The organism is Mycobacterium sp. NTMscope_Eco_3, from assembly GCF_976985685.1.
In genome coordinates this window covers 4,888,788-4,911,844 of record NZ_CDRJYZ010000001.1, presented here as the reverse complement: position 1 = coordinate 4,911,844, position 23,057 = coordinate 4,888,788, and the positions used below count along the sequence as shown (strand labels likewise).

Annotated in this window: 24 protein-coding genes and 1 tRNA gene; 14 read left to right on the top strand and 11 right to left on the bottom strand. The window is 67.1% G+C overall.

What is annotated here, in order from left to right; all coding sequences use genetic code 11:
• Positions 1–35: 35 nt before the first annotated feature.
• Positions 36–1,544, top strand: a complete 1,509-nt coding sequence (locus AC0KTM_RS22790; RefSeq protein ID WP_238957030.1) for a bifunctional phosphatase PAP2/diacylglycerol kinase family protein — start codon at positions 36–38, stop codon at positions 1,542–1,544.
• Here the strand turns inward: AC0KTM_RS22790 and AC0KTM_RS22785 are convergent.
• The 4 genes from AC0KTM_RS22785 to AC0KTM_RS22770 form a co-directional block, all read right to left on the bottom strand.
• Positions 1,480–2,919 (bottom strand): FGGY family carbohydrate kinase, encoded by a 1,440-nt coding sequence (locus AC0KTM_RS22785; RefSeq protein WP_238957029.1) that lies wholly within the window; start codon positions 2,917–2,919, stop codon positions 1,480–1,482. The genes AC0KTM_RS22790 and AC0KTM_RS22785 overlap by 65 nt on opposite strands.
• Complete coding sequence (locus AC0KTM_RS22780) at positions 2,916–4,319, bottom strand: mannitol dehydrogenase family protein (RefSeq protein WP_238957028.1); 1,404 nt, start codon at positions 4,317–4,319, stop codon at positions 2,916–2,918. The genes AC0KTM_RS22785 and AC0KTM_RS22780 overlap by 4 nt, the downstream gene beginning before the upstream one ends.
• A 44-nt stretch (positions 4,320–4,363) precedes the next feature.
• Entirely contained in the window at positions 4,364–4,708 is a 345-nt protein-coding gene (locus AC0KTM_RS22775; protein ID WP_225330014.1) for a DUF732 domain-containing protein, read from the bottom strand.
• Between the two features lie 152 nt (positions 4,709–4,860).
• Positions 4,861–5,199 carry a DUF732 domain-containing protein gene (locus AC0KTM_RS22770; RefSeq protein WP_225330013.1) on the bottom strand — a complete coding sequence of 113 codons (339 nt, stop codon included), beginning with the start codon at positions 5,197–5,199 and terminating at the stop codon, positions 4,861–4,863.
• Positions 5,200–5,591: 392 nt separating this feature from the next.
• On the opposite strand from AC0KTM_RS22770, the gene AC0KTM_RS22765 reads away from it, so the two are divergent.
• The gene (locus AC0KTM_RS22765) at positions 5,592–6,089 is read left to right on the top strand and encodes a hypothetical protein (RefSeq protein ID WP_225330027.1); all 498 of its coding nucleotides are present in this window, start codon (positions 5,592–5,594) and stop codon (positions 6,087–6,089) included.
• Between the two features lie 243 nt (positions 6,090–6,332).
• Here AC0KTM_RS22765 and AC0KTM_RS22760 read toward each other — a convergent pair whose 3' ends face one another.
• Complete coding sequence (locus AC0KTM_RS22760; RefSeq protein WP_238957027.1) at positions 6,333–7,139, bottom strand: L,D-transpeptidase; 807 nt, start codon at positions 7,137–7,139, stop codon at positions 6,333–6,335.
• A 562-nt stretch (positions 7,140–7,701) separates the two neighbouring features.
• Here AC0KTM_RS22760 and AC0KTM_RS22755 point away from each other — a divergent pair.
• From AC0KTM_RS22755 to AC0KTM_RS22745, 3 genes are read left to right on the top strand one after another with little or no spacing between them, the layout of a single operon-like run.
• A complete protein-coding gene (locus AC0KTM_RS22755; protein WP_472416737.1) occupies positions 7,702–8,637 on the top strand; it encodes a WXG100-like domain-containing protein in 936 nt (311 codons plus the stop codon).
• Positions 8,638–8,642: 5 nt separating this feature from the next.
• A complete protein-coding gene (locus tag AC0KTM_RS22750) occupies positions 8,643–9,056 on the top strand; it encodes a DUF6883 domain-containing protein (RefSeq protein ID WP_238957025.1) in 414 nt (137 codons plus the stop codon).
• A 14-nt stretch (positions 9,057–9,070) separates the two neighbouring features.
• Positions 9,071–9,301 (top strand): DUF4926 domain-containing protein, encoded by a 231-nt coding sequence (locus AC0KTM_RS22745; protein ID WP_238957024.1) that lies wholly within the window; start codon positions 9,071–9,073, stop codon positions 9,299–9,301.
• A 92-nt stretch (positions 9,302–9,393) separates the two neighbouring features.
• Here the strand turns inward: AC0KTM_RS22745 and AC0KTM_RS22740 are convergent, their stop codons facing one another.
• Both AC0KTM_RS22740 and AC0KTM_RS22735 read right to left on the bottom strand, forming a co-directional pair.
• Positions 9,394–9,684, bottom strand: coding sequence for a WXG100 family type VII secretion target (locus AC0KTM_RS22740; RefSeq protein WP_472416735.1), 291 nt, complete (start codon positions 9,682–9,684; stop codon positions 9,394–9,396).
• On the bottom strand, positions 9,681–9,998 hold the full coding sequence (locus AC0KTM_RS22735) for a WXG100 family type VII secretion target (protein WP_238957022.1): 318 nt from the start codon (positions 9,996–9,998) through the stop codon (positions 9,681–9,683). Before AC0KTM_RS22735 ends, AC0KTM_RS22740 begins: the two co-directional genes overlap by 4 nt.
• A 438-nt stretch (positions 9,999–10,436) precedes the next feature.
• On the opposite strand from AC0KTM_RS22735, the gene AC0KTM_RS22730 reads away from it, so the two are divergent.
• Positions 10,437–11,495 carry a hypothetical protein gene (locus AC0KTM_RS22730; RefSeq protein ID WP_238957021.1) on the top strand — a complete coding sequence of 353 codons (1,059 nt, stop codon included), beginning with the start codon at positions 10,437–10,439 and terminating at the stop codon, positions 11,493–11,495.
• On the top strand, positions 11,492–12,340 hold the full coding sequence (locus AC0KTM_RS22725; RefSeq protein WP_238957020.1) for a hypothetical protein: 849 nt from the start codon (positions 11,492–11,494) through the stop codon (positions 12,338–12,340). Before AC0KTM_RS22730 ends, AC0KTM_RS22725 begins: the two co-directional genes overlap by 4 nt.
• Positions 12,341–12,594: 254 nt before the next feature.
• Here AC0KTM_RS22725 and AC0KTM_RS22720 read toward each other — a convergent pair whose 3' ends face one another.
• The 4 genes from AC0KTM_RS22720 to AC0KTM_RS22705 all read right to left on the bottom strand — a co-directional run bounded on the left by AC0KTM_RS22720 (position 12,595) and on the right by AC0KTM_RS22705 (position 14,078).
• Positions 12,595–12,954: a hypothetical protein gene (locus AC0KTM_RS22720; protein WP_472416733.1), complete on the bottom strand. Its 360-nt coding sequence runs from the start codon at positions 12,952–12,954 to the stop codon at positions 12,595–12,597.
• Between the two features lie 195 nt (positions 12,955–13,149).
• Positions 13,150–13,440, bottom strand: coding sequence for a hypothetical protein (locus AC0KTM_RS22715; RefSeq protein ID WP_238957018.1), 291 nt, complete (start codon positions 13,438–13,440; stop codon positions 13,150–13,152).
• A 101-nt stretch (positions 13,441–13,541) separates the two neighbouring features.
• Positions 13,542–13,685, bottom strand: coding sequence for a hypothetical protein (locus tag AC0KTM_RS22710; RefSeq protein WP_238957017.1), 144 nt, complete (start codon positions 13,683–13,685; stop codon positions 13,542–13,544).
• Positions 13,686–14,004: 319 nt separating this feature from the next.
• Positions 14,005–14,078: transfer RNA gene (locus AC0KTM_RS22705), tRNA-Gly, on the bottom strand.
• A gap of 168 nt (positions 14,079–14,246) precedes the next feature.
• Between AC0KTM_RS22705 and AC0KTM_RS22700 the strand changes: the two genes are divergently transcribed.
• From AC0KTM_RS22700 to AC0KTM_RS22670, 7 genes are all read left to right on the top strand, one after another.
• Positions 14,247–14,882 (top strand): VldE C-terminal domain-containing protein, encoded by a 636-nt coding sequence (locus tag AC0KTM_RS22700; protein ID WP_238957016.1) that lies wholly within the window; start codon positions 14,247–14,249, stop codon positions 14,880–14,882.
• 29 nt (positions 14,883–14,911) lie between these two features.
• Complete coding sequence (dcd, locus tag AC0KTM_RS22695) at positions 14,912–15,484, top strand: dCTP deaminase (RefSeq protein WP_225330005.1); 573 nt, start codon at positions 14,912–14,914, stop codon at positions 15,482–15,484.
• A 48-nt stretch (positions 15,485–15,532) separates the two neighbouring features.
• On the top strand, positions 15,533–17,653 hold the full coding sequence (locus AC0KTM_RS22690) for a DUF7159 family protein (protein ID WP_472416731.1): 2,121 nt from the start codon (positions 15,533–15,535) through the stop codon (positions 17,651–17,653).
• Positions 17,654–17,823: 170 nt separating this feature from the next.
• Positions 17,824–18,918 (top strand): DUF7159 family protein, encoded by a 1,095-nt coding sequence (locus tag AC0KTM_RS22685; protein ID WP_225330003.1) that lies wholly within the window; start codon positions 17,824–17,826, stop codon positions 18,916–18,918.
• Positions 18,919–19,082: 164 nt separating this feature from the next.
• Positions 19,083–20,546, top strand: a complete 1,464-nt coding sequence (locus AC0KTM_RS22680) for a DUF7159 family protein (RefSeq protein ID WP_425326340.1) — start codon at positions 19,083–19,085, stop codon at positions 20,544–20,546.
• A 93-nt stretch (positions 20,547–20,639) separates the two neighbouring features.
• Positions 20,640–21,965 carry a UDP-glucose dehydrogenase family protein gene (locus AC0KTM_RS22675; protein WP_238957014.1) on the top strand — a complete coding sequence of 442 codons (1,326 nt, stop codon included), beginning with the start codon at positions 20,640–20,642 and terminating at the stop codon, positions 21,963–21,965.
• A gap of 120 nt (positions 21,966–22,085) precedes the next feature.
• Positions 22,086–23,045, top strand: coding sequence for a TauD/TfdA dioxygenase family protein (locus tag AC0KTM_RS22670; RefSeq protein WP_225328292.1), 960 nt, complete (start codon positions 22,086–22,088; stop codon positions 23,043–23,045).
• The last annotated feature ends 12 nt before the right edge of the window (positions 23,046–23,057 follow it).

Sequence of the window (23,057 nt, the reverse complement as noted above, 5' to 3'; positions counted from 1 at the left end):
CCGGTCGATTGTCGCCCATGGTTAGGGTGGAGCGAATGAACAGGCGGCCCTGGCGACGCGCGCGCGGCATCAAACAGATCACCCGAGGACTCGGCACGCTGGATCGCGAACTGTTCGACGCGATCGCCGAGACGGACACCCCGCTGCTGGACACGGTCATGCCGCGGCTGACCCGCGCGGCCGACCATTCCAAGCTGTGGTTGGCCATCGGCGCGGCCCTGCTCGCCACGGGCAGGCAAAGCGCGCAGCGCGGCGCCACCCGCGGGCTGGTGACGCTGGCCGCCACCAGCCTGGTCACCAACCAGTTCGCCAAGCGCATCCGGCGGCGCCCACGCCCCGGCTACGACCTGGTGCCCCTGGTCCGGCAGGTTCGCCGCCGCCCGACGTCGAATTCACTGCCGTCGGGGCATTCGGCCAGCGCGGCCGCGTTCGCCGTCGGGGTGGGCCTGGAGAACCCGCCGCTGGGCTTCGGGCTGGCGCTGCTGGCCGGCCTGGTGGGCCTGTCGCGGGTGGCGACCGGCGCGCACTACCCGGGCGACGTCATCGCCGGATTCGGGATCGGGTCCGGCCTGGCCGTGCTCGGTGGCCGGCTCGTGCCGCCGATCGTCGAAACCGCGCTCCCGCGAACGGAACCGCTGCGCGTCGAGGCGCCGCCGCGGCCCGACGGCGCCGGGGTGGTCCTCGTCATCAACCCGGAGTCGGGCAGCGGCACCGGGGCCCGCGTCGTCGACGAGGTGCGCGCCGAGCTGCCGAAGGTCGACATCCGCGAACTGGGTCCCGACGACGACCCCGTGGAGGTCTTGCGCGGCGCGGCCGCCGGCGCCGAGGTGCTCGCGGTGGGCGGCGGCGACGGCACCGTGGCGGCCGCCGCCGGGGTGGCCATCGACGCCGGGCTTCCGCTGGCGGTCTTCCCCGCCGGCACGTTCAACCACTTCGCCAAGGACATCGGCTGCGACACCGTGGCCAAGACCGTCGGCGCGATCCGGCGCGGCACCGTGGCATACGTGGACCTGGTGTGCCTCAACGACTCTCAGATGGTGCTCAACACCGCCAGCATCGGCGCCTACCCGGCGTTCGTGCGGCGGCGCGAAAAACTCGAGAAACGCATCGGCAAGCCGCTGGCCGGTCTTTACGCGATGCTGCGGACGCTGCGCAAGGAAGAGCCGGTGCGCATCTGTTACGACAACAAGACGCTGCTGACTTCGCTGTTCTTCCTGGGCAATTCGCTGTACCTGCCCACCGGGTTCGCGCCCGCGCGGCGGACCCGCATGGACGACGGCCTCATCGATGTGCGCATCCTCGAAGCGGGCCGGCCGTGGGCCAGGACCCGGATCCTGACCGCGCTGGCGCTGGGCCGGCTGGAACGCAGCCCGCTCTACCACGAGCTGCAGGTGCCCGAATTCAGCTTCAGCGCGGTAGACGGCCCCACGGCCGTTGCGCGCGACGGCGAGGTCGGCGACAAATACGACCAGGCCCGCTTCACCGCGAAATACCGGATCCTTCCGGTGTTTCGTCCGCTTCCCGACGTGCGGCCCCCTCGGTGAGGTCGCGCACCCGCGCGTAGCGCGCCGCCACCTCCGGCGAGGGGCCGGCGGTGTATTCGCGCGTCGGCGGCGGATCCCACGCTGGTGGCCGGGCCGAGCCGCTCAACGCCCAGGCCGCCTGCCGCGCCGCTCCCGCCGCGACGTACTGCGCGGGCGCGGGCGCCAGCACCGGCATGCCGAACACCGCCGGCGCAATCTCGCGCAGCGCCCTGGACTGGGCGCCGCCGCCCACCAGCAGGATGCGGCGCGCGACGACGCCGCGCGCGGCCAGATGCGCGACGCCGTCGGCGAGCGAGCACAGCAGCCCCTCCACCGCGGCCCTGGCCAGGTTCGCCGGGGTCGCATTGGACACCCGCAGGCCGTGCAGCGCCCCGGTTGCGTTGGGCCGGTTGGGTGTTCGCTCGCCCTCCAGGTAGGGAACCATGACCAGACCCTCGCTGCCCGGCGGCGCCGACAGCGCGAGCCGGGACAGCTCGTCGTGGTCGACCCGCAGCATCGCGGCCGCGGCGTCCAGGACCCGCGCGCCGTTGAGCGTGCACACCAGCGGAAGGTAGCGCCCGGTGCCGTCGGCGAATCCGGCGACGTAGCGCGCGTCGTCGCGGACCGGATCCGCGGCGACGGCGGCCACCACCCCCGAGGTGCCGATCGAGACGATCACGTCGCCCTCTTCGGCGCCGAGCCCCAGCGCCGCGGCGGCGTTGTCGCCGAGGCCGGCCCCGAATGTGGTTGCGCCACCGATGGTTCCGGCCGACGGGCTCAGCACGGCGGGCAGCTGCGGACGGCGGCCGCGCAGCGCCAGCTCCAGCAGGTCCACGCGGTAGGCGCCGGTTGCGGCGTCGTAGTAGCCGGTGCCGCTGGCGTCGCTGCGATCGGTGGTCAGCGCCGCGATGTCGGTGTCACCGCGCAGCCGCCACGTCAGCCAGTCGTGGGGCAGGCAGACCGCCGCGGTGCGGTCCGCGTTCCGCGGCTCGCGGTCGGCGAGCCAGCGCAACTTGGCCACGGTGATCGCGGCCAGCGGCACGACGCCCACGGCTTGGGCCCAGGCGCGCGGTCCGCCCAGCTCGCGCACGAGTGTGTGCGCGGCGTCGGCCGAGCGGACGTCGTTCCACAGCAGCGCGGGTCGCACCACCCGCCCGGCTTCGTCCAGGCACACCATGCCGTGCTGCTGCGCGCCGACGGACAGCGCGTCGACGCCGTCGAGCCCCCCCGCGGCCGCGATGGCCTCTCGGGCGGCGGATTCCCATGCGGCCGGATCGATTTCGGTCCCGTCCGGGTGGCCGGCCTGTCCCTCGCGGACCACCGCGCCGGTGGCGGCGTCACACACCAGCACCTTGCAGGACTGGGTCGACGAGTCGATCCCGGCGACCAGCGTCACGGCGCGTCCTCCCCGATCAGCGCACGCAGCGTGGCGTGCGCGCCGCGCCGGTGCAGGCAGTCCAGTGCCCACAGGTAGGCCTCGCGGAAGCGCGGCGCGTCGATGAGGTCACCGAACAGCGAGCGGTTGGCCAGGAATGCGTCCGGGTCGTCGCGTTGCGAACGGGCGAGCGGCACCAACGAGTCGGCCAGCCGGTCGGTCACCTCGATCGGTCGGCCCTGCTCGTCGACGCCCTCGGCATACCGCGCCCAGCTCGCGACGATCGCCGCCGAGAGCCGCACCGGGCCGCCGGAGCGCAGATTGTCGTGCACGACCGGCAGCAGCCATTTCGGGATGCGGTCCGAAGAGTCGGCGCACAGCCGGGCGATCGTGTCGCGCACGTAAGCGTTGGCGAAGCGGGGGAGGAGCTGGTCGCGGAACTCGGCCAGACCCGGGATGCGTGTCAGCGTCGGCATCGCCTCCGAATCCAGGTAGCGGTCAAGGAATTCGGCGATCACCGGATCCTGGGCGGCCTCGTGCACCAGCCGGTATCCGGCCAGGTACCCGAAATAGCACAGGCCCTGATGGCCGGCGTTGAGCAGCCGCAGCTTCATCGCCTCGTACGGAGCCACGTCGTCGACGAGCTGCACACCGGCCCGGCCCAAGGGCGGGCGCCCGTCGGCGAAGTCGTCCTCGATCGCCCACATGGCGAACGGCTCGGCCACGACGGGCCGCGCGTCGCGCACGCCGAATTCGGAGTCCAGCCGCTCCACCACGTCGGCGGTGGTCACCGGCGTGATCCGGTCGACCATCGAGTTGGGGAATCTCGTGTTCTCGCGCATCCATTGCGCGAGTTCGGGATTGACCCGCTCCGCGTAGGACGTGAACGCGCGCCGGGCCACGTCCCCGTTCCCGACGATGTTGTCGCAGGACACGATGGTCGGCGAGGGCAGGCCGCGCGTTCGGCGCCGCTCGCACGCCTGGGCCACCAACCCGAACACGGCGCTCAGGGGCGGCTGGTAACCGCCCTCGGTGATGGTGAGCGAGATGATCCGGACCGCCGGATCGGCGAGCAGCTCGATGACCGAATCGGGATCCTCAGGCGCATAACGGAAGTCGACGATGGAGCCGATGACGCGGGGTTCTCGGGTGCCGTCGGCGTGTTCGAGGATCAGCGTATAGAGATGGTCCTGGTTGCGCAGCGCGTCGCGCATCTGTCGGTCACCCGGCAGCACGCCCACACCGCAGATGCCCCAATCCCGCGCGAGCCCGGCGTTGAGCAGACGGTCGATGTAGGAGGCCTGGTGGGCGCGATGAAAGCCGCCGACGCCGAAATGCGCTATGCCGATGCCGATTTGGCTGCGGTCATAGGTCGGGACGGGGATGTCGAGACCGGTCAGGTTCCGTGCGTTCAGCTTCACTCAAGTGTCACCTTAGCGCGGACTCCGCCGCGACTAGCTCATTGCTAGGCGTTGGGGCACAGGTCGCGCAGGGCGAAGATCACCACGTCCGCGGCCTGCCGGCCGTTGATCCCGCCGGAGCCCTGGTCGGCATCGGAGCGCTGCAGGGCCAGCAGCTCCAGCTGCTGCGGGGAAGCGCCCCACGAAAGCTGTTGACAGAGATCCGCGCCCATCCGCAACAGCGCGTCGTCGCCGCCGTCGACGGCGTGGATCCCGGCGTTGTGCAGGTCGTTGAGAAAGGCGGCCTGGTCGGCCCGCGCCGGGCCGGCCCAGACAATCCCTTGGATCAGAAGTGGGCCCGCCGTCAGCGCCGCGCCGATCAACCGGCCGTACCGCCTGCGTGCCGCCATCCAACCTTCTCCTTGTGTCTCTGCGCGATGCGATGATGCACCTTTACACAAAAGTGCATGATCCGCCGTGCAGAAAATCCGGAGGATGAATAGTCGGCGAAGATTGGCCGCGCGGCCGGGCGCGCGGAGCGCGAGAACTCAGCTCAGCGTGACTAGCTCGGGCACAGGTCACGCATGGCGAAGACGACGATGTCGTCGGCCTGCTGAGGACTGAGCCCCCCTGTGCCCTGCCGTTCGTCGGAGCGCTGCAGCGCCAGGCCCTCGAGCTGGGCGGGCGGGGCGCCCCAGGAGATTTGCTGGCAGATGTTCAGGCCCGCCTGCAAGAGCGCGGCGTCACCACCGGTCACCGCGTGGATCCCGTCCTTGTGCATGTCACTGAGAAAGCTGGCCGCGTCGGCCTGCGCGGGGCTGGCCCAGACGAGGCCGGCGAGAAGTGGGGCGCCGAACAGCGCTGAGGCGACCAAACCGCCAGCTAGACGACGTGTTGCCATATGCCCATCCCCTCCGTCTGTCAACAGTTGCTCTCACGGTGTTCACTTCTATGTAACCTCCTGGACAGACTTTGTGCATCAAAATTTCCCTGTGAATGACCTGCGGGTAAATAAAGTCCGCGGGATTCGAAGTCCGCGGCCGACCCGGGCGAAGCCCCAGAACGCACGCGTGTCGGCGCAGGTCAGCGATGCCTGCCGACGGTGTTCCGATTCGTGACAGCGTTGTGACGTCACCATTTGGAAACGGCGCGGTGCGGCGTGGCTCGTGTCGCGTGTCGGCTGCTGACAATTGGCCCGGTCGTGAAAAGGACGGCCTCGGTACGGCTAGGCGGGCCTGCTGCACTGATTGATTGCGGGAGTAGCTGAGCGTGAATAAAGGAGAGTTGGCGCTGATGGCGATCGTCGATCGGTTCAACATGAAAGTAGTTGCCGGCGCTGGGTTGTGCGGAGCAGCTATAGCGTTGAGCCCCGACGCGGCGGCCGCCCCGCTGATAACGGGCGGCCACGCGTGCATCCAGGGGCAAGCGGGCGATGCGGCGCCGGCCGCCGGAGGCCCCGTGGCCGCGGGCGCACCGGCGGACATGTGCGCGGCGCCGCTCACTGACATGTCCGGCGTGCCCATGGCCGTGCCCGGACCTGTGCCGCTCGGTGCTCCCGTGCCGATCGTGCCGCCATTGCCGCTCGCGCCGCCCGTGCCGGTCGTGCCGCCGGTGCCGGTGGTGCCCGCCGGTGCGCCGCTGATTGCCCTGGGCGGGCCGGTGGCGGGTGCTCCCTTGGAGGCGGCCGCTCCGATCATCGACATGGCCGGGGTGAAGGACGCGCCGACCGGTCCGGCGCCCACCGGCGGGCCGACGTCCGGTCAGCCGATTCGCCCCGGGCCGTCGAGCTGACGCTCTTTCCGGTTTAGGCGGGCCCGCTGGTTTCCTACCAGCGGGCCCGTTCCGTTGCGTGTCCGTCGTCAAAAGCCCGTTCTGCCAACAGAATCGAAGCTCCGCACCCGTCCTGCAAGTGGGTGCGGAGCTTCGTTTGCGCGGCCGCTGCTAGTGGCTCACCGAGCGTGTGGGGTATGGACGAACGATGAAAGGAATTCGTACCTAGCCCCACGCTCGAGGCAGGCCGGTGTGACCGAGGCGCTATTCCTGGACGATCACCGGGTCGCCGACGTTGACGTGGTTGTAGTACCACTCGGCGTCCTCGGGGCTCAGGCTGATGCAGCCGTGGCTGACGTTCTCGAGGCCCAGGGAGGGGACGGCCCAGGGGGCCGAATGCACGAACAGGCCGCGGCTGGTGATGCGGACGGCGTAATTGACCGTGAGCAGGTAGCCGTTGGGATCGTCGACGGGAATGCCGACGCTGCTCGAATCCATGGTCACCGCAGGCTCTTTCGAGAGAACGGTGTACGAGCCGACCGGCGTCGCGTATTCCGGCCTGCCCAGCGAGGCCGGCATCACGCCCTGCTCCCCGAAGTGCGGCCGGTGATGCGGCGCCGGGAGTTGGGTCGGCGGTCCCGCCTCGGCTCCGTCGATACTCACGGTGAACGTGTGCTGCGAGATGCTCGCCACCCCGATGACGGCGGGACCCGTCTTGATCTCCGAGGTCGCCTGGCCCACCGTCAGCGCAATTGTGCTGTGCGCCGGCCAGTATCGGTCCGGCACCCATTGGACGACCTTGTTGTCGAGCCACTCGAACTTGCCGGTCATCGCGGGCGTTGACTTGACCTCGACGGCCCGCTCGGCCGCCCGTCGGTCGGCAACCGGTGCGCGGAACGTCACCACCACGGGGTGCGCGACACCCACCACTTCGCCGCGCGCCGGTGAAACCGACGCGATGGCAGGCCCATGCGACTGGTTGGCCGCCGCCAGGCTTACGCCCGTCGGCGCCACGACCACGCTTGTGGCGACCCCGACGAACGCAAGAACACACCGAACACCCGTCCGCATGGCCCCATTTCCCTTTTAACTGACATAGTTGCAATAGGGATGATAAATGGCGTCTGACCTGCGAAAGCGCAAGGGCACGTGGATATTTGGCCACGCGTCGGTCACATTTTGGCTACGGCACGTTTGGTCCGGCGATGTGGCTTGCGGGTCCGTGACTAGACACCTGGGAACGCCAGCCTTCGAAGGCGGCGACCGCGAGCTCGGGTTGCGACCACGACAGGCCGAGCGCTCACCGCCGGTATGGGACTTCTCACGGATGGTTGGTGAATTTTCAGCGCGCTTCGTCCGCACTAGTGTTCTTGTCTTGACGCTGGCTTAACGGCAGCGCGGCACGTCAATCAGTTGCAGGAGTAACGGTGGGTGATCTCGACGTCAATGCGAGCGGGCGCGTCAATTGAAGGTTGGGCGTGGCGGTAACTGGTGCGGCGGCGTCAAGACGTCTGCCCATATAGACCGCATTTGCGACCGGGCGCCCGCGGGGACGTGATGTAGTTGCGAACGGCTGCAGACGCGGTGCAACGCAACGGCATTGACGCAGTCGAGGAAACACCGAGATGCGACCGTGACCCAAGACGTTGATCCACGCGTAATCAAGCAAGTTGGCGACGGCTGGCGGCAAGTTCACGAAGAGGTGGCTGCCGCGGTTACCCGTCTTGCAGGCGTGCTCCAAGGCTCGGCCGGGATGGCTGGAACCGACAACGGCGCGCATGCGTGGGCGGCAAAATATGATCCGCTATCTGGCGGCCGCGACGGTGCCGCCGGACTCATGGAATGTGCTTCTGCCGTCGTTAACGCCGCGGGGCAGGTCACCGACCTTCTGTACGCGACTGCGGTCAATCATGAAAACGCCGATCAGCGATCCGCGCTGAACAATCAGACTCCGCCCGCCGTTCCTCCCCCGAAAATTCCCATCTTCTTGGAGCCTGAAATCCCGTCGGCAGAAGGTGGTCACGGCGATGTTCCTGCATGGTGGCATACCATCCAGGCATACGTGCAGGGGGAACTCTGGCCTAATGGTCATCAAGACCAGTTGCACAATGCCGCCCAGGCGTGGCGCAGTGCGGCGGCGAGTTTCCGCGCAGCGGCGTTCTTAGCAAACAGTTCGACACCACATTTGGCCAATCAAAAATCGCCCGAAATCCCAGCCGCCATCGCGAATTGCAACCAAACGCGGGACGCGATGAACTCTGCTGCTGACGGTTGCGGTACTGCGGCCACAGCTTGCGATGACTATGCATCAGCGATCGACGACGCCCATCACAAGATCATTCACGAGATGGAAGTGCTGGGAGCCACAGTCGCGGTTACAGAAGTTCTCGCAGCGGTGCTGATTCCTTTCGCCGCTGGAGCCAGTGAAGCAGTGTCAAAGGTGGTCGATGTCAGTAGGTTGGTCGCCACCGGGGCCCGCATCGCGAGGTTATCCGAGCTTTTCGGGTCGCGGCCGAACTGTCATCTCTGCCTACCGTCAGCGCACTCGGCGCTGCTGCTCGCTCCATAGCTGAATTGGGCCCTCTTCTCGCGGCGCGTTCCACGATCTTCGCCGCTGAGACGGCAGGACGGGGCGGCGGCGCCGGCGCGATTGATGGGGCGCAGGCAGCAAAGCTCTCGCAAGAAAGCGTCAGGGACAAACTTGAGAGGTACCTGCTTAATCCAGATCACGAAGCAGGGGGGCCGAAGGCGAAGTGGTTCGAACAAGCGTTAGGTTTCACACGACAGAATGAATCCGACCTTGCTAAGCAAATCGTCTTTGATCCAAACAAAGCTGTTGAAACTGGCATCACGCAGTATGGCACCAAATACAACCAAGTAATATCCATTACGGGAGCAAACGGAAAGATCATCGATGTTACGTTCGCTTGGATATGTAGAGATGATGGTGTCGTCCGCTTGGTGACTGCGATTCCTACTAGCAAATGAGGGGACGTCAGGCCATGAAACCCCAAGAGTACGACGTGATTAAGTTGCTGCGGCCTCTGCCGGAACACAACCTTCCCGTAGGTTCACGCGGGACCGTCGTCATGGACTACACGACGGATTCGGATAGCAAGCTCCCGCCGGCATATGAAGTGGAATTTTCAGATGCCGACGGCATCACCCAAGCCTTGGTGACACTCACCGAAGATGACTTGGAAGTGGTGTGGCGTCCGGCTCAAGATGGGTAGGTGACCTGACCTGCTCGGTTAAACCGCGGAGCCGTCTTGGTCCTGATCGAGGGCCCGGCCGCTAATTTTGCTTCAAGTCTGCTCTGCCAGGGTCATGGCCACATGGCCGTATTGTGTTGGGCTACACCGATATAATTGCGATGCGCCATTTCAGCGTTCTCGCGTAATTCGGCAAGGCCTTCGCGCATCTGCTTGTCCGCTGCTACCCACCTTTGGTGATATTCATGCTCAGCCTCGGCGCCCTGCCCCAGCCAGGCGCCGTGCAACTCGGCTACGCATTCGTCCACGGCGGTCGCAATCTGCTCTGCTTGCGCATTAAACTTCGCCAGCCTGTCGGCGAAATGCAGCAAGGTCGCTGAATCAACCGTGTACCGGCGGCTCACAGTGTTGGATCCTTTACGGCTAGCGCCGCGAATGCTTTGGCGGCGACCGTCTCGTGATCGAGCATGAGGTCCAGTGAGCGCAGCAACAGCTGTGAGTGTTCAGACAAGAGCCTTGCGACGGCCGTTGCTCCTTGGTGCCACTCGTCCCACGGTGGCTGGAAAGCCGATGCGGCAACGCCCCGCCATGTCGAGGACAAATCGCTCCAGTCACGAGTGATGCTCTCGAGTTCGGCGTGTAGGTCATCGGCTTGGTTCGTCAGAATCTGTGCGGCGGACGCCATTGCTTCCAACCTCATCGTCAGTTCGCCAGCCATGAGACCCCTTCCGCTGCTTGGATACACCTAAGCGACTCGTGGCCTGCCATACAACTCACCGATCCCGCGATGCACGATCGGCGACTGTACCGGGGGTCAATGTTGGCGATGCGGCCGCGCTAAACGCAGTGGTTGCACATCTGGCATCGGGGGTCACCCCCACCAAAGGGTCGCACGTAAAGGCCGCACCGCAGCTCAATGTGGGGCCGATGACGGGAATCGAACCCGCGTATTCAGCTTGGGAAGTCGATTCGGGACGTTCGAGGCGGTCCCGCACAGATCTGTAGACGTTGCTGACATGCGCAAAGCATTCGCAGAAGTCTGCCGGCGTACGGTTCAGTTTGGCTCGGTTGTGACAACGTCGTGACGGCGGGAGCTGCAACGGAGCCCGATAGCGATCCAGGTACATTCACAAAATGTGCTATATTCACAGCCGTTGTGAATATGCCGCAAATCGTGAATATTGCAGGTCCTCTGGAGAGGACCGCCCTCAACATACTTCGAGACATCCCTGGGGTGACTGCGGAGGCAAGGCTGGGCGGTGACCGACGGGCTGACGTCGTACTGCGCGCGGGCGATGTGTCCCACATCGTTGAGCTGAAAGCGCAGCGCACGATCAACGCCGCCGATGCGCGCGCCCTGATCGATCACGCCCGCACACTGCCCGCAGCGACGCATCTCCTGCTGGTTGCCCGGACGACGACCGAGGAGGCCCGTCGGCTCCTGCAGGACGCTGGTATCGCCTTGATCGATGCGGAAGGCAACATGCGCGTTGACCTTCCCGGGATTTTTCTGTGGACCGAAGGGCGCGCATCGCATGCGACACGCGACAAGCAGAGCGAGCCGCCGGTCAAGCTCACCGGTAAGGCAGGTGTTGCCGCGCAAGCCCTCTTGCGTGAGCCGCAACGCTGCTGGCAAGTAAACGATTTGGCCGCCGAGGCCGACATCTCGGCCGGCCTGGCGCACCGCGTACTGTCGCGCCTAGAACGGGACAGTCTCATTCAAGTCGAAGGCACTGGCCCTAAGCGCATCCGTCGCGTCTCGAACCCCACCGCCCTGCTCGACCTCTGGGCCGAAGAGATGCACGATCGCCGTGTAAATCAGGTTCGTGCGTTCCGCCTCGCGCGCGACGCGCGCGCTCACGCTAAAACCCTTAGTGCCTTGCTCGAAGCGGCTGATATCACTCACGCAGTCACTGGGCCAGCCGGCGCGGCGCGCCTAGCGCCATTTGTCACATCTGTTCCAGTCGTGGACATCTGGATAACGCAAGCCATTGCCCTCGACGCAGCTGCGGGAGCAGTGGACGCCGAGGTCGTTCAAGAAGGACACAACGTGCTACTACGACAGGAGGCCGCGGACGCACCGCTTGTTTTCCGCTCCACCGTTGACGATGTTTGGACTGCCAATCCGTTCCGGCTATACCTCGACCTGCGCAAAGATCCGCGGCGCGGACGAGAGCAGGCCGACCGACTCCGTGACGAGGTGATCGGCTTTTGAGCAGGCAGCACCAAAGCGATTACGACGAAGAGACGACAGCGCGTTGTGAACGGGCGCTCGTGACACTACTGGGCGACATCGGTCCGTGGAGCAAACGCGTCTACCTCGCCGGTGGGCTCGCGCCCCGCTACATTGTCGGCAGCCTTCCCGAGGGGGCCCGCCCCCACGTCGGTACGACGGACGTCGACCTTGTAATCGGTCTCGCGGTCGAGGACGAAAGCGATGAGGCGTACCGGACGCTTGAGAACAACCTAAAGAAGGCTGGCTTCAAGGCGCAGAACTCGTTCCGCTGGTCCAAAGACGTGCAGGGCGCCACCATCATCGTGGAATTCCTTTGCGAGACTGACCAAGTCGAGGCAGGCAGGATCTTCAGACCGAAGCAGGGCACTGGATCAGGACTCGGCGCCTTCAACGTGCGTGGGGCGCAACTAGTCACCAGGGACTACATCGAACGCGAAATTGAAGCAGATCGACTTGATGATGGTGGACGGTCACGGGTGTCTGTGCGTGTGGCCAATATCCTCGCTTATACGGTCCTCAAGATTCTGGCCTTTCAGGACCGCCATGAAAACAAGGACTCATACGATCTCGTGTACTGCTTACTGAATTTCGGGGACGGTCCGGAGGACGCGGGCCATGCCGCGGCGCAGAGCGCAATCCATGCAGACGCGCAGGTACGAGACGCATTGCGCCTGCTCGCAGAAAGGTTTTCCGCAGTCGATAATGACGGCCCGCACGCGTACGCAGGTTTTCTCGCCGAAGACGGCGACGCAGATGAGGCAGCACGTCTTCGCCAAGAGGCAGTCGCCGTGGTCCGGACCTTCCTGACGGCAGCCAACCTCTAAGCCAGCTTCCGGTACCTGCCTCTCGTGCGCCCGGAGTCTCGCCTGTGTTCACCACCAATGACCGCGACGCACCGGCACTTCGCGCACTGGCAGCTCCCAAGGCGCCAAGGGTCGGTCTATCAGCGGACGGATCGTCTCCGGCCGTATCCGCTCCTCGTGGTGCTCACGCATACGCATCAGCTGCGTGGACGTCGTCCTTTCGAAGAAGGCCAACCAGAGTCGCTACCAGGACGTCAAGACGCTGTGCCTCAGCCTCAGCCGGCAAGCAGCCGCTCAACGAAGGTCACTGAGCGGTGCCCGCACCACGCACGAACCAATTCGTGCTTGGGCCGTATGCGCTTGCGGTACCACGCGAACTCGTCTTCAGGCGAAGTCAACTGCTTACCCAAACCGTCGTACGCGTCACGCTCCCGTCCGCGTTTGCAGTCTTGCCGCGATTCAGCCTCCTCGGCCATAACGGCATCGAGCAAAGGCACCGGATTCGCTGCGGTGACATATTCGGCGACCAACAGCGTGCGGGCCGCGGACAGCTCGAGCTCACCGGCATTCTCGAACCACTCGACATGTGCTGCCAGTTCGCGCGCAACTCGTCGAAGACCTGAACGGTGCTCCACGGGCCATGCAGTCGCGAGCCGGGTACATTCTCGCGGCGCCCGGACTTCGTGCCATCGAGAAATTCGACATCGACGCGAATCGACTGCTTGCGCTTCTCGATGCCAACGAGGCCGTACTCGCTCCGACGGACCGTAGAAACGCACACGGTCGATCTGTTCGTCGCCCACATCCATGAGGGCAAGCCTCGCAGGCGATTACGGTTCGCGGTGCGGCCAGCCGCGACGGAAGTAGGCAGCCCGCGGGTCGGGCCTCGGCGCCTCCACGAACTTCTTGAAGTCGGCCGTCTCTATGATCCACTGCACTGCTAGGTGCGGCAGGTACCGTTCACCGTCACGAACGTCCCAGAACGCATCATGCGGCCCGGGCCCACCGAGGCGCTCGATTTCGGATTGCGCGAACTCGGATATCGGCATCCAGATCCCGTTCACTAAGACGCGACGGATCTGCTCATGCAGTAGCGGCCACCATTCAGCGATTTCCTTCACTGGTCCTCCAAGGCCTTGCCAGGCGTCGAAGTCGCGCGCAGTACACCATCTCGAGACCCTCGACTATCTCAGCATTCATCGGCGCATAGGCGGCCCCGACATCAGCTGCACCCAAGCAGCCGACCGAGGGCGTCTTCGTTGATGATGGGGATTCCGTATTCGCGCGCCTTTTTGGCCTTGCCACTCGTCGAGTCGGAATCGGCGGCGATCAGAAGGCGCGTCCTGCGGGTGAGCGAACCGATCATGACCACACGGTCGTAGTGATTGGCATCGAACCCGGTGGTTCGAAATCGAGGAATGCAAAGCCGGCCACGTCCACGCCCTGCTCGTGGCAAACCAACTTCTATAGGTTAGACGAGTATTCATATTATGTTTTGACGTTGTGGCAAATCTCGCGCCGCGAAGCCAGGCGTAGCGCACAGCCTTGGGCGGACCGGGGGAGGTGATCAGTTCGAGCGGTTGCGCGTAAGACGATCACGAGTTGTCAGCCAGGCGTTGAACGACATCATTGCGTCGACGTAGTTGTCGAGGCGATGAAACTGGTGGGGTCTGACCTGGTCACAGTGGAGCCGATGACGGGAATCGAACCCGCGTATTCAGCTTGGGAAGCTGATGTTCTGCCATTGAACTACATCGGCACAGTCGCCTCAGCAGGCTAGCATCCGCCGGTGGTCGCGCTCGCCCGAGCGGGGGCCTGACCTCCCCCTCCCGATTAAGAGCGCAGCCGCGAAATCTAAGACGCGTATCTAACTATTCTCATAACGCTCAGATTTATTATTTCGTTATCGCAACGTAATGTGCTCCGGGTGGGTCGACACGAATTAGCCAGGAAGCGACGTAAACCGTCGGTGGCCCTGGCAGCAGTGCTCGCCCCCGCGGCGGTGTTCTTCGCGGTGTCCGCCGACGTGCATCCATCTGCGCCCCACAACCAGGCCAAACCCGTTATCAGCGAGCCCGCCCCCTGTTGCGTGCAAATCGTGACAGCCGCGTCGAAGCGGCCCGCTAAAGCGCTGGTCGACGGCGAGCCCGCCGCGGCATCGCGCTACCACACGCGATCGCGCTTCCTGCCCGCCGGCGTCGCGCCGGAGCAGGGCCTCCAGGTCCGCACGATCTTGGTCGAGCGCAGCATCAGCGCGGAGTTCCCCCAGATCCACGAGATCGGTGGGGTGCGGCCGGATTCGCTGCCCTGGCATCCCCGCGGGTTGGCGCTCGACGTCATGATCCCCAACCCCGACAGCGCCGAGGGCATCGCGCTGGGCAACTCGATCGTCGCCTACGTGATGCAGAACGCCGCCCGGTTCGGGATCCAGGATGCGATCTGGCGCGGCGTCTACTACACCCCCGGCGGAGCGCAGGCCAGCCGGCTGGGCCACTACGACCACGTGCACGTCACGACCACCGGCGGCGGATATCCGACCGGCGACGAGGTCTATCTCCGCTGAACCCGCTGCGCAGCAGATAGGCTCGTCGCGTGCTGCTCTCCGATCGCGACCTCAGGGCCGAAATCAGCGCCGGGCGGTTGGGTATCGACCCCTTCGACGACGCCCTGGTGCAGCCGTCCAGCATCGACGTGCGCCTCGACTGCATGTTCCGGGTGTTCAACAACACCCGCTACACCCACATCGACCCGGCCAAGCAACAGGACGAGCTGACCAGCTTGGTCGAACCCGTTGAGGGGGAGCCGTTCGTGCTGCATCCCGGCGAGTTCGTGCTCGGCTCGACGCTGGAGCTCATCACCTTGCCCGAGGACCTCGCGGGACGGCTGGAGGGCAAGTCGTCCCTGGGCCGTCTCGGCCTGCTGACGCACTCGACCGCCGGTTTCATCGATCCCGGCTTCAGCGGTCACATCACCCTCGAACTGTCCAACGTCGCGAACCTGCCGATCACGCTGTGGCCGGGCATGAAGATCGGCCAGCTGTGCATTTTGCGGTTGACCAGCCCGGCCGAACATCCTTACGGCAGTTCGCGAGTGGGTTCGAAGTACCAGGGCCAGCGAGGACCCACGCCGTCGCGCTCCTATCAGAACTTCATATCGTCTACATAGGTTCTGCGGGGCCCGCTCGCCCCCGTTCTGCGCGATACTTAGTTAGCCATGGTTTTTACCTCCGCCTGGCCGTGGTCCACCGCAATGCCTTTGGAGGGGTTTGTTTTGGATATCGTGCTCGGGGTGTCGATGGCACCGTCGTCGATCCAAATGGTTGTCCTGCAAGGCGAATACGCCGACGGCGCCACGGTTGAAGAGGACGCGATCGACGTTACCGCCGCCGACGACGCAGCGACCGCGAGCGCGCCCGATCGAGTGATCTCGGCCATCTTGGGTACCCGCGAGGGCGCCGCCGATGCCGGCCTCGAGCTGTCGTCCATCGGGGTGACGTGGACCGATCAATTCCAAGCGGCGGCTCTGCGCGACGCGCTGACCGCTCACCGGCTCGACAACGTGATGCTGGTCTCGGCGTTTCTTGCTGCGGCGGCGCTGGCGCAAAACGTCGGCGGCGCAATGGGTTACGAACGCACCGCGGTGCTCCTGGTGGAGCCCGATACCGCGACCCTGGCGGTGGTCGAGACGTCCGACGGCTCGATCCCGGATGTCTACAAGCAGCGGATCCACGCCGAGTCCTACGGCGCCGCCGCCGAGCAACTCGGCGCGATGGTCGCCTCGCTGGAGAAGCTGGAACTGGTGCCGGGCGGCCTGTTCGTGGTCGGCTCGGGCGTCGACGTCGCCCAATTGAAGCCGGCCCTGGAGTCGACGACGGTGCTTGACGTGAGTGTGGCCGAGGACACGGCGCTGGCCCGCGGGGCGGCGCTGGCGTCGGCGAACGCGCCGCTGTTTGCCTCCTCGACCGCCGCGCTGGCCTATGCGCAGGACCCCGGTACCGGCGCGGTCGACCAGCACTCCCTGCCCGAATACCTCTATGTTCCCTTCGGTCCCGAGGCCGACGACGAACTCGCCTACAGCGCGGTGGGGGATGACGACGCCGACTCGCCGACCGTGGTCATTGAAAGGCTTTTCCTTCCCGAAGAGAGCCAGCCGCAGCGGCGGCCGGCCTTGCTGATCGGGAGCGGGCTGGCCGTCGCCGCCATCAGCGCGGTGTTGGCGCTCGAGATCGCGCTGGCGATCGGCATCCGCACGACAGGAACCGTCGCGTTGCAGCCCACGCCGAACCAGCACCTCATCGTTCCCACCGAGCAAGCGCCGGCGCCGGTGCAGGCGTCCGCGCCGGAGCCGAAGATCAGCCTGCCGGCGCCGGTGGCGGCACCCAAGCCCTTGAACCCGCCGGTCGCCGTGCCGTTGCCCGCGGCTCCGCCGCCGGAAGCCCCGCCCGTTCCGGCGGCCCCGCCGGTGATTCCTGTTCCTGTCGTGGTTCCGCCGGTTCCGGTTCCGGTGCCGGTCCGCATCCCGGTTCCCAACCCGGTGGTGAGGCCTCCGCTGTTCGAGGCCCCGCCGCGTCTGTCGATCCCTCAACCGGTGCTGCCCCAACCGCCGGTGCGTGTCCCTCAGCCGCCGACGCCGCCGAAGGCCGGCGGCACCGTTCCGCAGTCGCCGCCGCACCAAACGCCTCCCGGTGAAGGCACCCCGCCCAAGCCGGGCGCTCCCGGTAACTCCGGCGGCGGGCATGTGCCGACGCCGGGTTCGGGTGGTTCGGGTGGTGGGCATGTGCCGACGCCGGGCTCGGGTGGTTCCGGCGGCGGCCACGTGCCGACGCCTGGCTCGGGTGGTTCCGGTGGCGGCCACGTTCCGACGCCCGGTTCGGGTGGTTCCGGTGGTGGCCACGTTCCGACGCCTGGCTCGGGCGGTTCGGGTGGCGGCCACGTTCCAACGCCCGGTTCGGGTGGTTCCGGTGGTGGCCACGTTCCGACGCCTGGCTCGGGCGGTTCGGGTGGTGGCCACGTTCCGACGCCCGGTTCGGGTGGCGGCCACATCCCGACGCCCGGCGCGGGCGGACCGGGTGGGCTCGGAGGCGGGCACGCCCCTGCCCCCGGCGGCGGACTCGGTGGCGGCCATGCTCCTAACCCGGGCGGCGGCTTAGGCGGCTTAGGCGGCTTCGGCGGCGGTCACAGCGGCGGCGGACTTGGCGGCGGTCACGCACCAGCCCCCGGTGGCGGCTTCGGCGGCGGCCACAGCGGCGGCGGATTGGGCGGTTTCGGTGGCGGTCACGGCGGTGGCGGCGGCTTTGGCGGCGGTCACGGCGGCGGTGGCGGCGGCCACAAATAACCTCGGTTCGTCGAACCTCCCGACGCCAAGCGGCGCCTACGACATGGCTTCGGCAACCACGGCCACCGATCACGCAGCACGCTAGGGTGGCGTCGCGAACCCCCAAGCGGCGCCGGTACAGCTGTTCTGGCGCGGCACAGCAACCAACCGTCGGGCGATTTGGAGGAGCGGTGGAGGTCGTACTCGGTGTGTCGATGGCACCTGAGACAGTCCGCATGGTCCTCGTCGAAGGTGCGGCCGCCGGCGGGGTGACCGTCGATCAGGACGGCTTCGACGTCGTCGGCGACACGACCCCTGCCGCCGCCGCCGATCACATCGTCGCGGCCATTCTCGGCACCCGGAACAGTGCGGCCCAGGGCGGTTACCAGCTCAAATCGAGCGGGGTGAGCTGGACCGATCCGGTCAAGGCGGCGGCGCTGCGAGATGTGTTGGCGGCGCGCAGGATTGAGGACGTGACGCTGGTCTCGGCGGTGATGGCCGCCGCGGCGCTGGCACAGGCGATGGGCAGCGCGACCAACTGGGCCCGCACCGCGTTGCTGCTCGTCGAACCCACCAGCGCGACCCTCGCGGTCGTCGACACCTCCAACGGGGCGGTCACCGACGTGCATCGGCACCCACTGCCCGGCCGCGATGACGTCGCGCTGGCGAAGCTGACCGCGATGGTCTCGGGTGCCGAATCGATGAGGGCGCGACCGGACGGAGTGCTCCTGGTCGGCTCGGACGTGGACATCCCGTTGATCAAGCCAACGCTCGAGGCCGCGACGTCACTCTCGGTGACCACGCCCGAGGAACCCGAGATGGCCCTGGCCCGCGGCGCCTCGCTGGCCGCGGCCAACGCGCGTCTGGGGGCGCCGCGGACGATCACGATGCCTTCCGCGCGGATTTCCTCGACCGCGGCGGCCGGGTCCGCCCGTGACGTCGACGCGCGCGACACCTCGTCCCGCGAGCGCCGCAGCCGAAAACCGGCGGCCGCGGTCGTCGGCGTGATGATCATTTTCGTCACCGGCTTCGTGGCGTTGGCGCTGGCGCTGGTCTTCGGTAGCGGTCCGGACGCGGACCAAGCACCGGATGTCAGCACGACCGTCGTCGCGCCGAAGGGCCCACCGCCCCCGAACGCCGGACCGCCGGCACCGTCACCCCCGCCGTCGGCCCCTGCACCGGCGACGCCCGAGACGCCCGCGCCGCCCTCGCCGCATTCCGGCGACCACGAACACTGGGACGACTGGCTGCACCGCCATTTGGGGCCCCAAATTCCGGTCCCGTAGTCCGGTCCCGGGCGGGTTCCGGCCCACCCCCAGACCGCCGATCACGCGTAAAATCGGGTTACAAGGGGAATACGGAGGGGACTCAGCGACGTCGCGCGCCATCATCTCGTGCGACGGCGACGTCCTCACCGGGAATGGGCTAGCAACCGACTATTGGAGGAGCTTTGGACACCGTACTTGGTGTGTCGATGGCGCCGACCGCGGTCCGGATGGTGCTGGTCGAGGGGGAAAACGGCGACGGGGCCACCGTCGATGAAGACAATTTCGAAGTCCCGGCGGCCGCTGACGCAGCAACCGCAACCGCCTCCGACCAGGTAGTCTCCGCAATCTTGGGGACGCGTCAGGGTGCAGCGGAGGGTGGTTACCAACTGGCGTCGACCGGGGTGACGTTCACCGACCCCGTCGAGGCCGCCGCGCTGCGCGACAAGCTCGCCGCCCACAAGGTCGAAAATGTGATGCTGGTCTCGGCCTTCCTGGCCGCGGCCGCGCTGGCCCAAGCGGTCGGCCACCGGACCAACTACGCGCAGACCGCGCTGTTGTACATCGAGCCCGACACCGCGACGCTGGCAGTCGTCGACAGCGCCGACGGATCCATCGCCGACGTCCGGCGCCAGGTCCTCCCCGAAGACGACGAGGCCGCCGTGGCCGAGCTGACCCGCCTGGTCTCCGGCGCGGAGAACATGGAAAGCCGCCCGGACGCCGTGTTCGTCGTCGGCTCCGGCATCGATATCCCGCTGATCAAGCCCGCGCTGGAGGCGGCGACCACCCTGCCGTTGACCGCGGCCGAGGAACCGGACACAGCCCTGGCCCGCGGCGCTGCCCTGGCATCGGCGCATGCGCCGCTGTTCGCGTCGTCCACCGCCGCCCTGGCGTACGCGCAGGATCCCGGCACGGGTGCGATCAATCCGCTCGCCGTGGCACCCGGCTACTTCGACGCGCCCGGTGACGCGGGGGTGGATGCCCTCGCGTACAGCGCCGTGCCCGACGACCCCGACGAGTTCTTCACCGGCTCGCAGACCGCCGCGACCGAGCTGGTCGGCGCGGACTACCGCGGGCGCAACTTCAAGCTGGTCGGAAGCGCGGTGGCGGCGGTCTTCGTCATCGGCGTGGTGGCGCTGGTCGTCTCATTGGCCATCGCCATCCGCCCGACGGCGAACGTGCGGCCCAGCCCGAATGAGAACGTCGTGGTGGCGCCCACCCGGCCCGCTCCGGCACCCGCGGCCCCGGCCCCGGCTCCTGTCCAGGCGCCCGCGGCTCCCGCGCCCGCCCCGGAGGCCCCGGCCCCCGCCCCGGAGGCCCCGGCCCCCGCCCCAGAGGCCCCGGCCCCGGCCGCCCCGGCGCCCGCGCCGGTGGCCCCCGCGCCCGCTCCAATCCCCGTGCCGGCGGCCCCGCCGCCCGCTCCGCCGCCAGTGGCACCCGTTCCCGTACCGATCCCGCTGCCCATCCCGGGCATCGGTGGTCCGCCCGGCGGCGGGTGGGGCCCCGGTCACGGCGGCGGAGGCCATGGGGACCACGACGGCGGCGGCTTCCCCGGCGGCCCGCGCGGCGGCTTCGGCGGCGGCCACGGTCACGGCGGATTCGGCGGTGGTGGCCCACGCATCAACATTCCGGGCATCCCCGGGATTTAATCCGTCGGCGCAGCGGCTACCCGTCATCTGCCGTTTGTCTCCCGCTTAGCCCGGGGATGCAGTTCGCTCATCGGGGTCGCTTACACCAGTGGTATGCGATGCACCGTGTTCGGCACGGGATACCTCGGTGCCACCCACGCAGTCGGGATGGCGGCACTGGGACACGACGTCCTCGGGATCGACATCGACCCGGGCAAGGTGGCCAAGCTCGCCGGGGGTGACATCCCCTTTTACGAGCCAGGCTTGCGAAAGCTGTTGAACGAGAACCTGGCTGCGGGCCGTCTGCGGTTCACCACCGACTACGACGCGGCCGCCGACTTCGCCGACCTGCACTTCCTGGGCGTGGGCACACCGCAGAAGAAGGGCGAATACGGCGCCGACCTGCGCCATGTCTATGCCGTGATCGACGAGTTGGTGCCCCGGTTGACCAGTTCGGCGGTGCTGGTGGGCAAATCGACGGTTCCGGTGGGCACCGCGGCCGAGTTGCACCAGCGCGCGGCCGCGCTGGCGCCCCGCGGCGTCGACGTCGAAATCGCCTGGAATCCGGAGTTCCTGCGCGAAGGCTATGCCGTACAGGACACCCTGCGCCCGGACCGGATTGTGCTTGGGATCCACCAGGATTCGGCGCGCGCCGAGGCCGCCGTTCGTGAGCTGTACGGGCCGCTGCTGGACGCGGGCGTGCCGTTCCTGGTGACAGATCTGCAAACCGCGGAGCTGGTCAAAGTCTCGGCCAATGCCTTTCTGGCGACGAAGATTTCGTTCATCAACGCCATCTCCGAGGTGTGCGAGGCGGCCGGCGCCGACGTCAGCCTGCTGGCAGATGCGCTCGGTTACGACCCGCGGATCGGACGCCAATTCCTCAACGCCGGTTTGGGTTTCGGCGGCGGCTGCCTGCCCAAGGACATCCGGGCATTCATGGCGCGCGCCGGCGAACTGGGCGCCGACCAGGCGCTGACGTTCCTGCGCGAGGTGGACAGCATCAACATGCGCCGCCGCACCCGGATGGTGGAACTGGCCAGCGCGGCCTGCGGCGGGTCGCTGCTGGGCGCCAACGTCGCGGTGCTGGGCGCGGCGTTCAAACCCGAATCCGACGACGTGCGCGACTCGCCCGCGCTCAACGTCGCGGGGCAACTGCAGCTCAACGGCGCCGCGGTCAACGTCTACGACCCCAAGGCGCTGGACAACGCGCAGCGCCTGTTCCCGACGCTGAACTATGCGGTCTCGGTCGAAGAGGCCTGCGAGCGCGCGGATGCCGTGCTGGTGCTCACCGAGTGGCGGCAATTCGTCGAGCTCGATCCCGACGACTTGGCCGGCGGGGTGCGGGCCCGCGTCATCGTCGACGGTCGCAACTGCCTGGACGTGGCCCGCTGGCAGCGGGCGGGCTGGCGGGTCTACCGGCTCGGCGCGCCGCGACCGTAGGGACGCAAGAGCGGGGCTTTCCGTCAGTCCGATTCCAACCGCTCTCCAGGGATCGGATCATCGTTACCCTCAAAAGTCCGACACCGTAGGTGTTTTCACTATTGATGGGAATTACGCGCCTTGACGACGACCGATCCGACCACGACCGCTTCCACCGAAACCGGCATCGAGGTCATCCCCCTGTCCGGGTGGACCGGAGCCCTGATCGACGGTGTGGACATCTCCGCACCGTTGAGCGACTCGGACAAGGATGTCATCCGCACGGCCTTGCACAAATGGAAGGTCGTGTTCTTCCGCGACCAACAGCTGGACCACGCGGCGCAGGTCGCGTTCGGCGCGCAATTCGGTGACGTCACTCCCGCTCACCCGTACGAAGGCGACTCCGCCCCTGCGGGTTTCCCGCAGATTCACACGGTGTCGCCGGCCGCCTATGACCGCCGGTACGGATCCGAGTACCGGCACAAGGAGAATCGGAACGGCCCGAACTGGCATGCCGACGTGACGCCGCTGATCAATCCACCGTCGCATTCGATTCTGCGCGCCGAAGTGGTGCCGCCCTATGGCGGCGACACGCTGTTCACCAATGTCGCCGCTGTCTACCAAGGTCTTTCGCCACTGGTGCGTGGGTTCATCGACGGGCTTCGCGCCGAGCACCGGTTCGGCGCGACGCTGGCCTTCGAACGCAGCGCCGAGAAGATCGGTGAACTGGTTCGGGGCAAGCCGTTGGCGGCCATCCATCCGGTGGTTCGGGTGCACCCCGAGACCAACGAGCGCGTGGTCTACGTCAATCAGTTCTTCACCAAGGAGATCGTTGACCTGTCCCCGCGGGAGAGTCGTCACATCCTGGATCTGTTGTTCGAGCAGATCTCCCGCCCGGAGTATTCGGTTCGATTCAAGTGGGAGCCGGGAAGCGTTGCGTTCTGGGACAATCGGGCCACGTTGCATCTCGCGCCGCGCGACTTCGAACACCTCGATCACGAGCGCGTGCTGCATCGGATCACACTGGTCGGCGACATCCCGGTCGGCCCGGACGGGCGCCCATCGGAGCCGTTGGAGGGCCAGTTCTTCGGGGCCGCCTGACAGGGAAGTGGG

Excerpts from the sequence above, each read along its gene's own strand:
- AC0KTM_RS22790 (WP_238957030.1), top strand. The coding sequence starts at position 36 with ATGAACAGGCGGCCCTGGCGACGCGCGCGCGGCATCAAACAGATCACC.
- AC0KTM_RS22775 (WP_225330014.1), bottom strand. The coding sequence starts at position 4,708 with ATGGCGGCACGCAGGCGGTACGGCCGGTTGATCGGCGCGGCGCTGACG.
- AC0KTM_RS22770 (WP_225330013.1), bottom strand. The coding sequence starts at position 5,199 with ATGGCAACACGTCGTCTAGCTGGCGGTTTGGTCGCCTCAGCGCTGTTC.
- AC0KTM_RS22765 (WP_225330027.1), top strand. The coding sequence starts at position 5,592 with ATGGCGATCGTCGATCGGTTCAACATGAAAGTAGTTGCCGGCGCTGGG.
- AC0KTM_RS22760 (WP_238957027.1), bottom strand. The coding sequence starts at position 7,139 with ATGCGGACGGGTGTTCGGTGTGTTCTTGCGTTCGTCGGGGTCGCCACA.
- AC0KTM_RS22745 (WP_238957024.1), top strand. The coding sequence starts at position 9,071 with ATGAAACCCCAAGAGTACGACGTGATTAAGTTGCTGCGGCCTCTGCCG.
- AC0KTM_RS22735 (WP_238957022.1), bottom strand. The coding sequence starts at position 9,998 with ATGGCTGGCGAACTGACGATGAGGTTGGAAGCAATGGCGTCCGCCGCA.
- AC0KTM_RS22710 (WP_238957017.1), bottom strand. The coding sequence starts at position 13,685 with ATGATCGGTTCGCTCACCCGCAGGACGCGCCTTCTGATCGCCGCCGAT.
- AC0KTM_RS22690 (WP_472416731.1), top strand. The coding sequence starts at position 15,533 with ATGGTTTTTACCTCCGCCTGGCCGTGGTCCACCGCAATGCCTTTGGAG.
- AC0KTM_RS22675 (WP_238957014.1), top strand. The coding sequence starts at position 20,640 with ATGCGATGCACCGTGTTCGGCACGGGATACCTCGGTGCCACCCACGCA.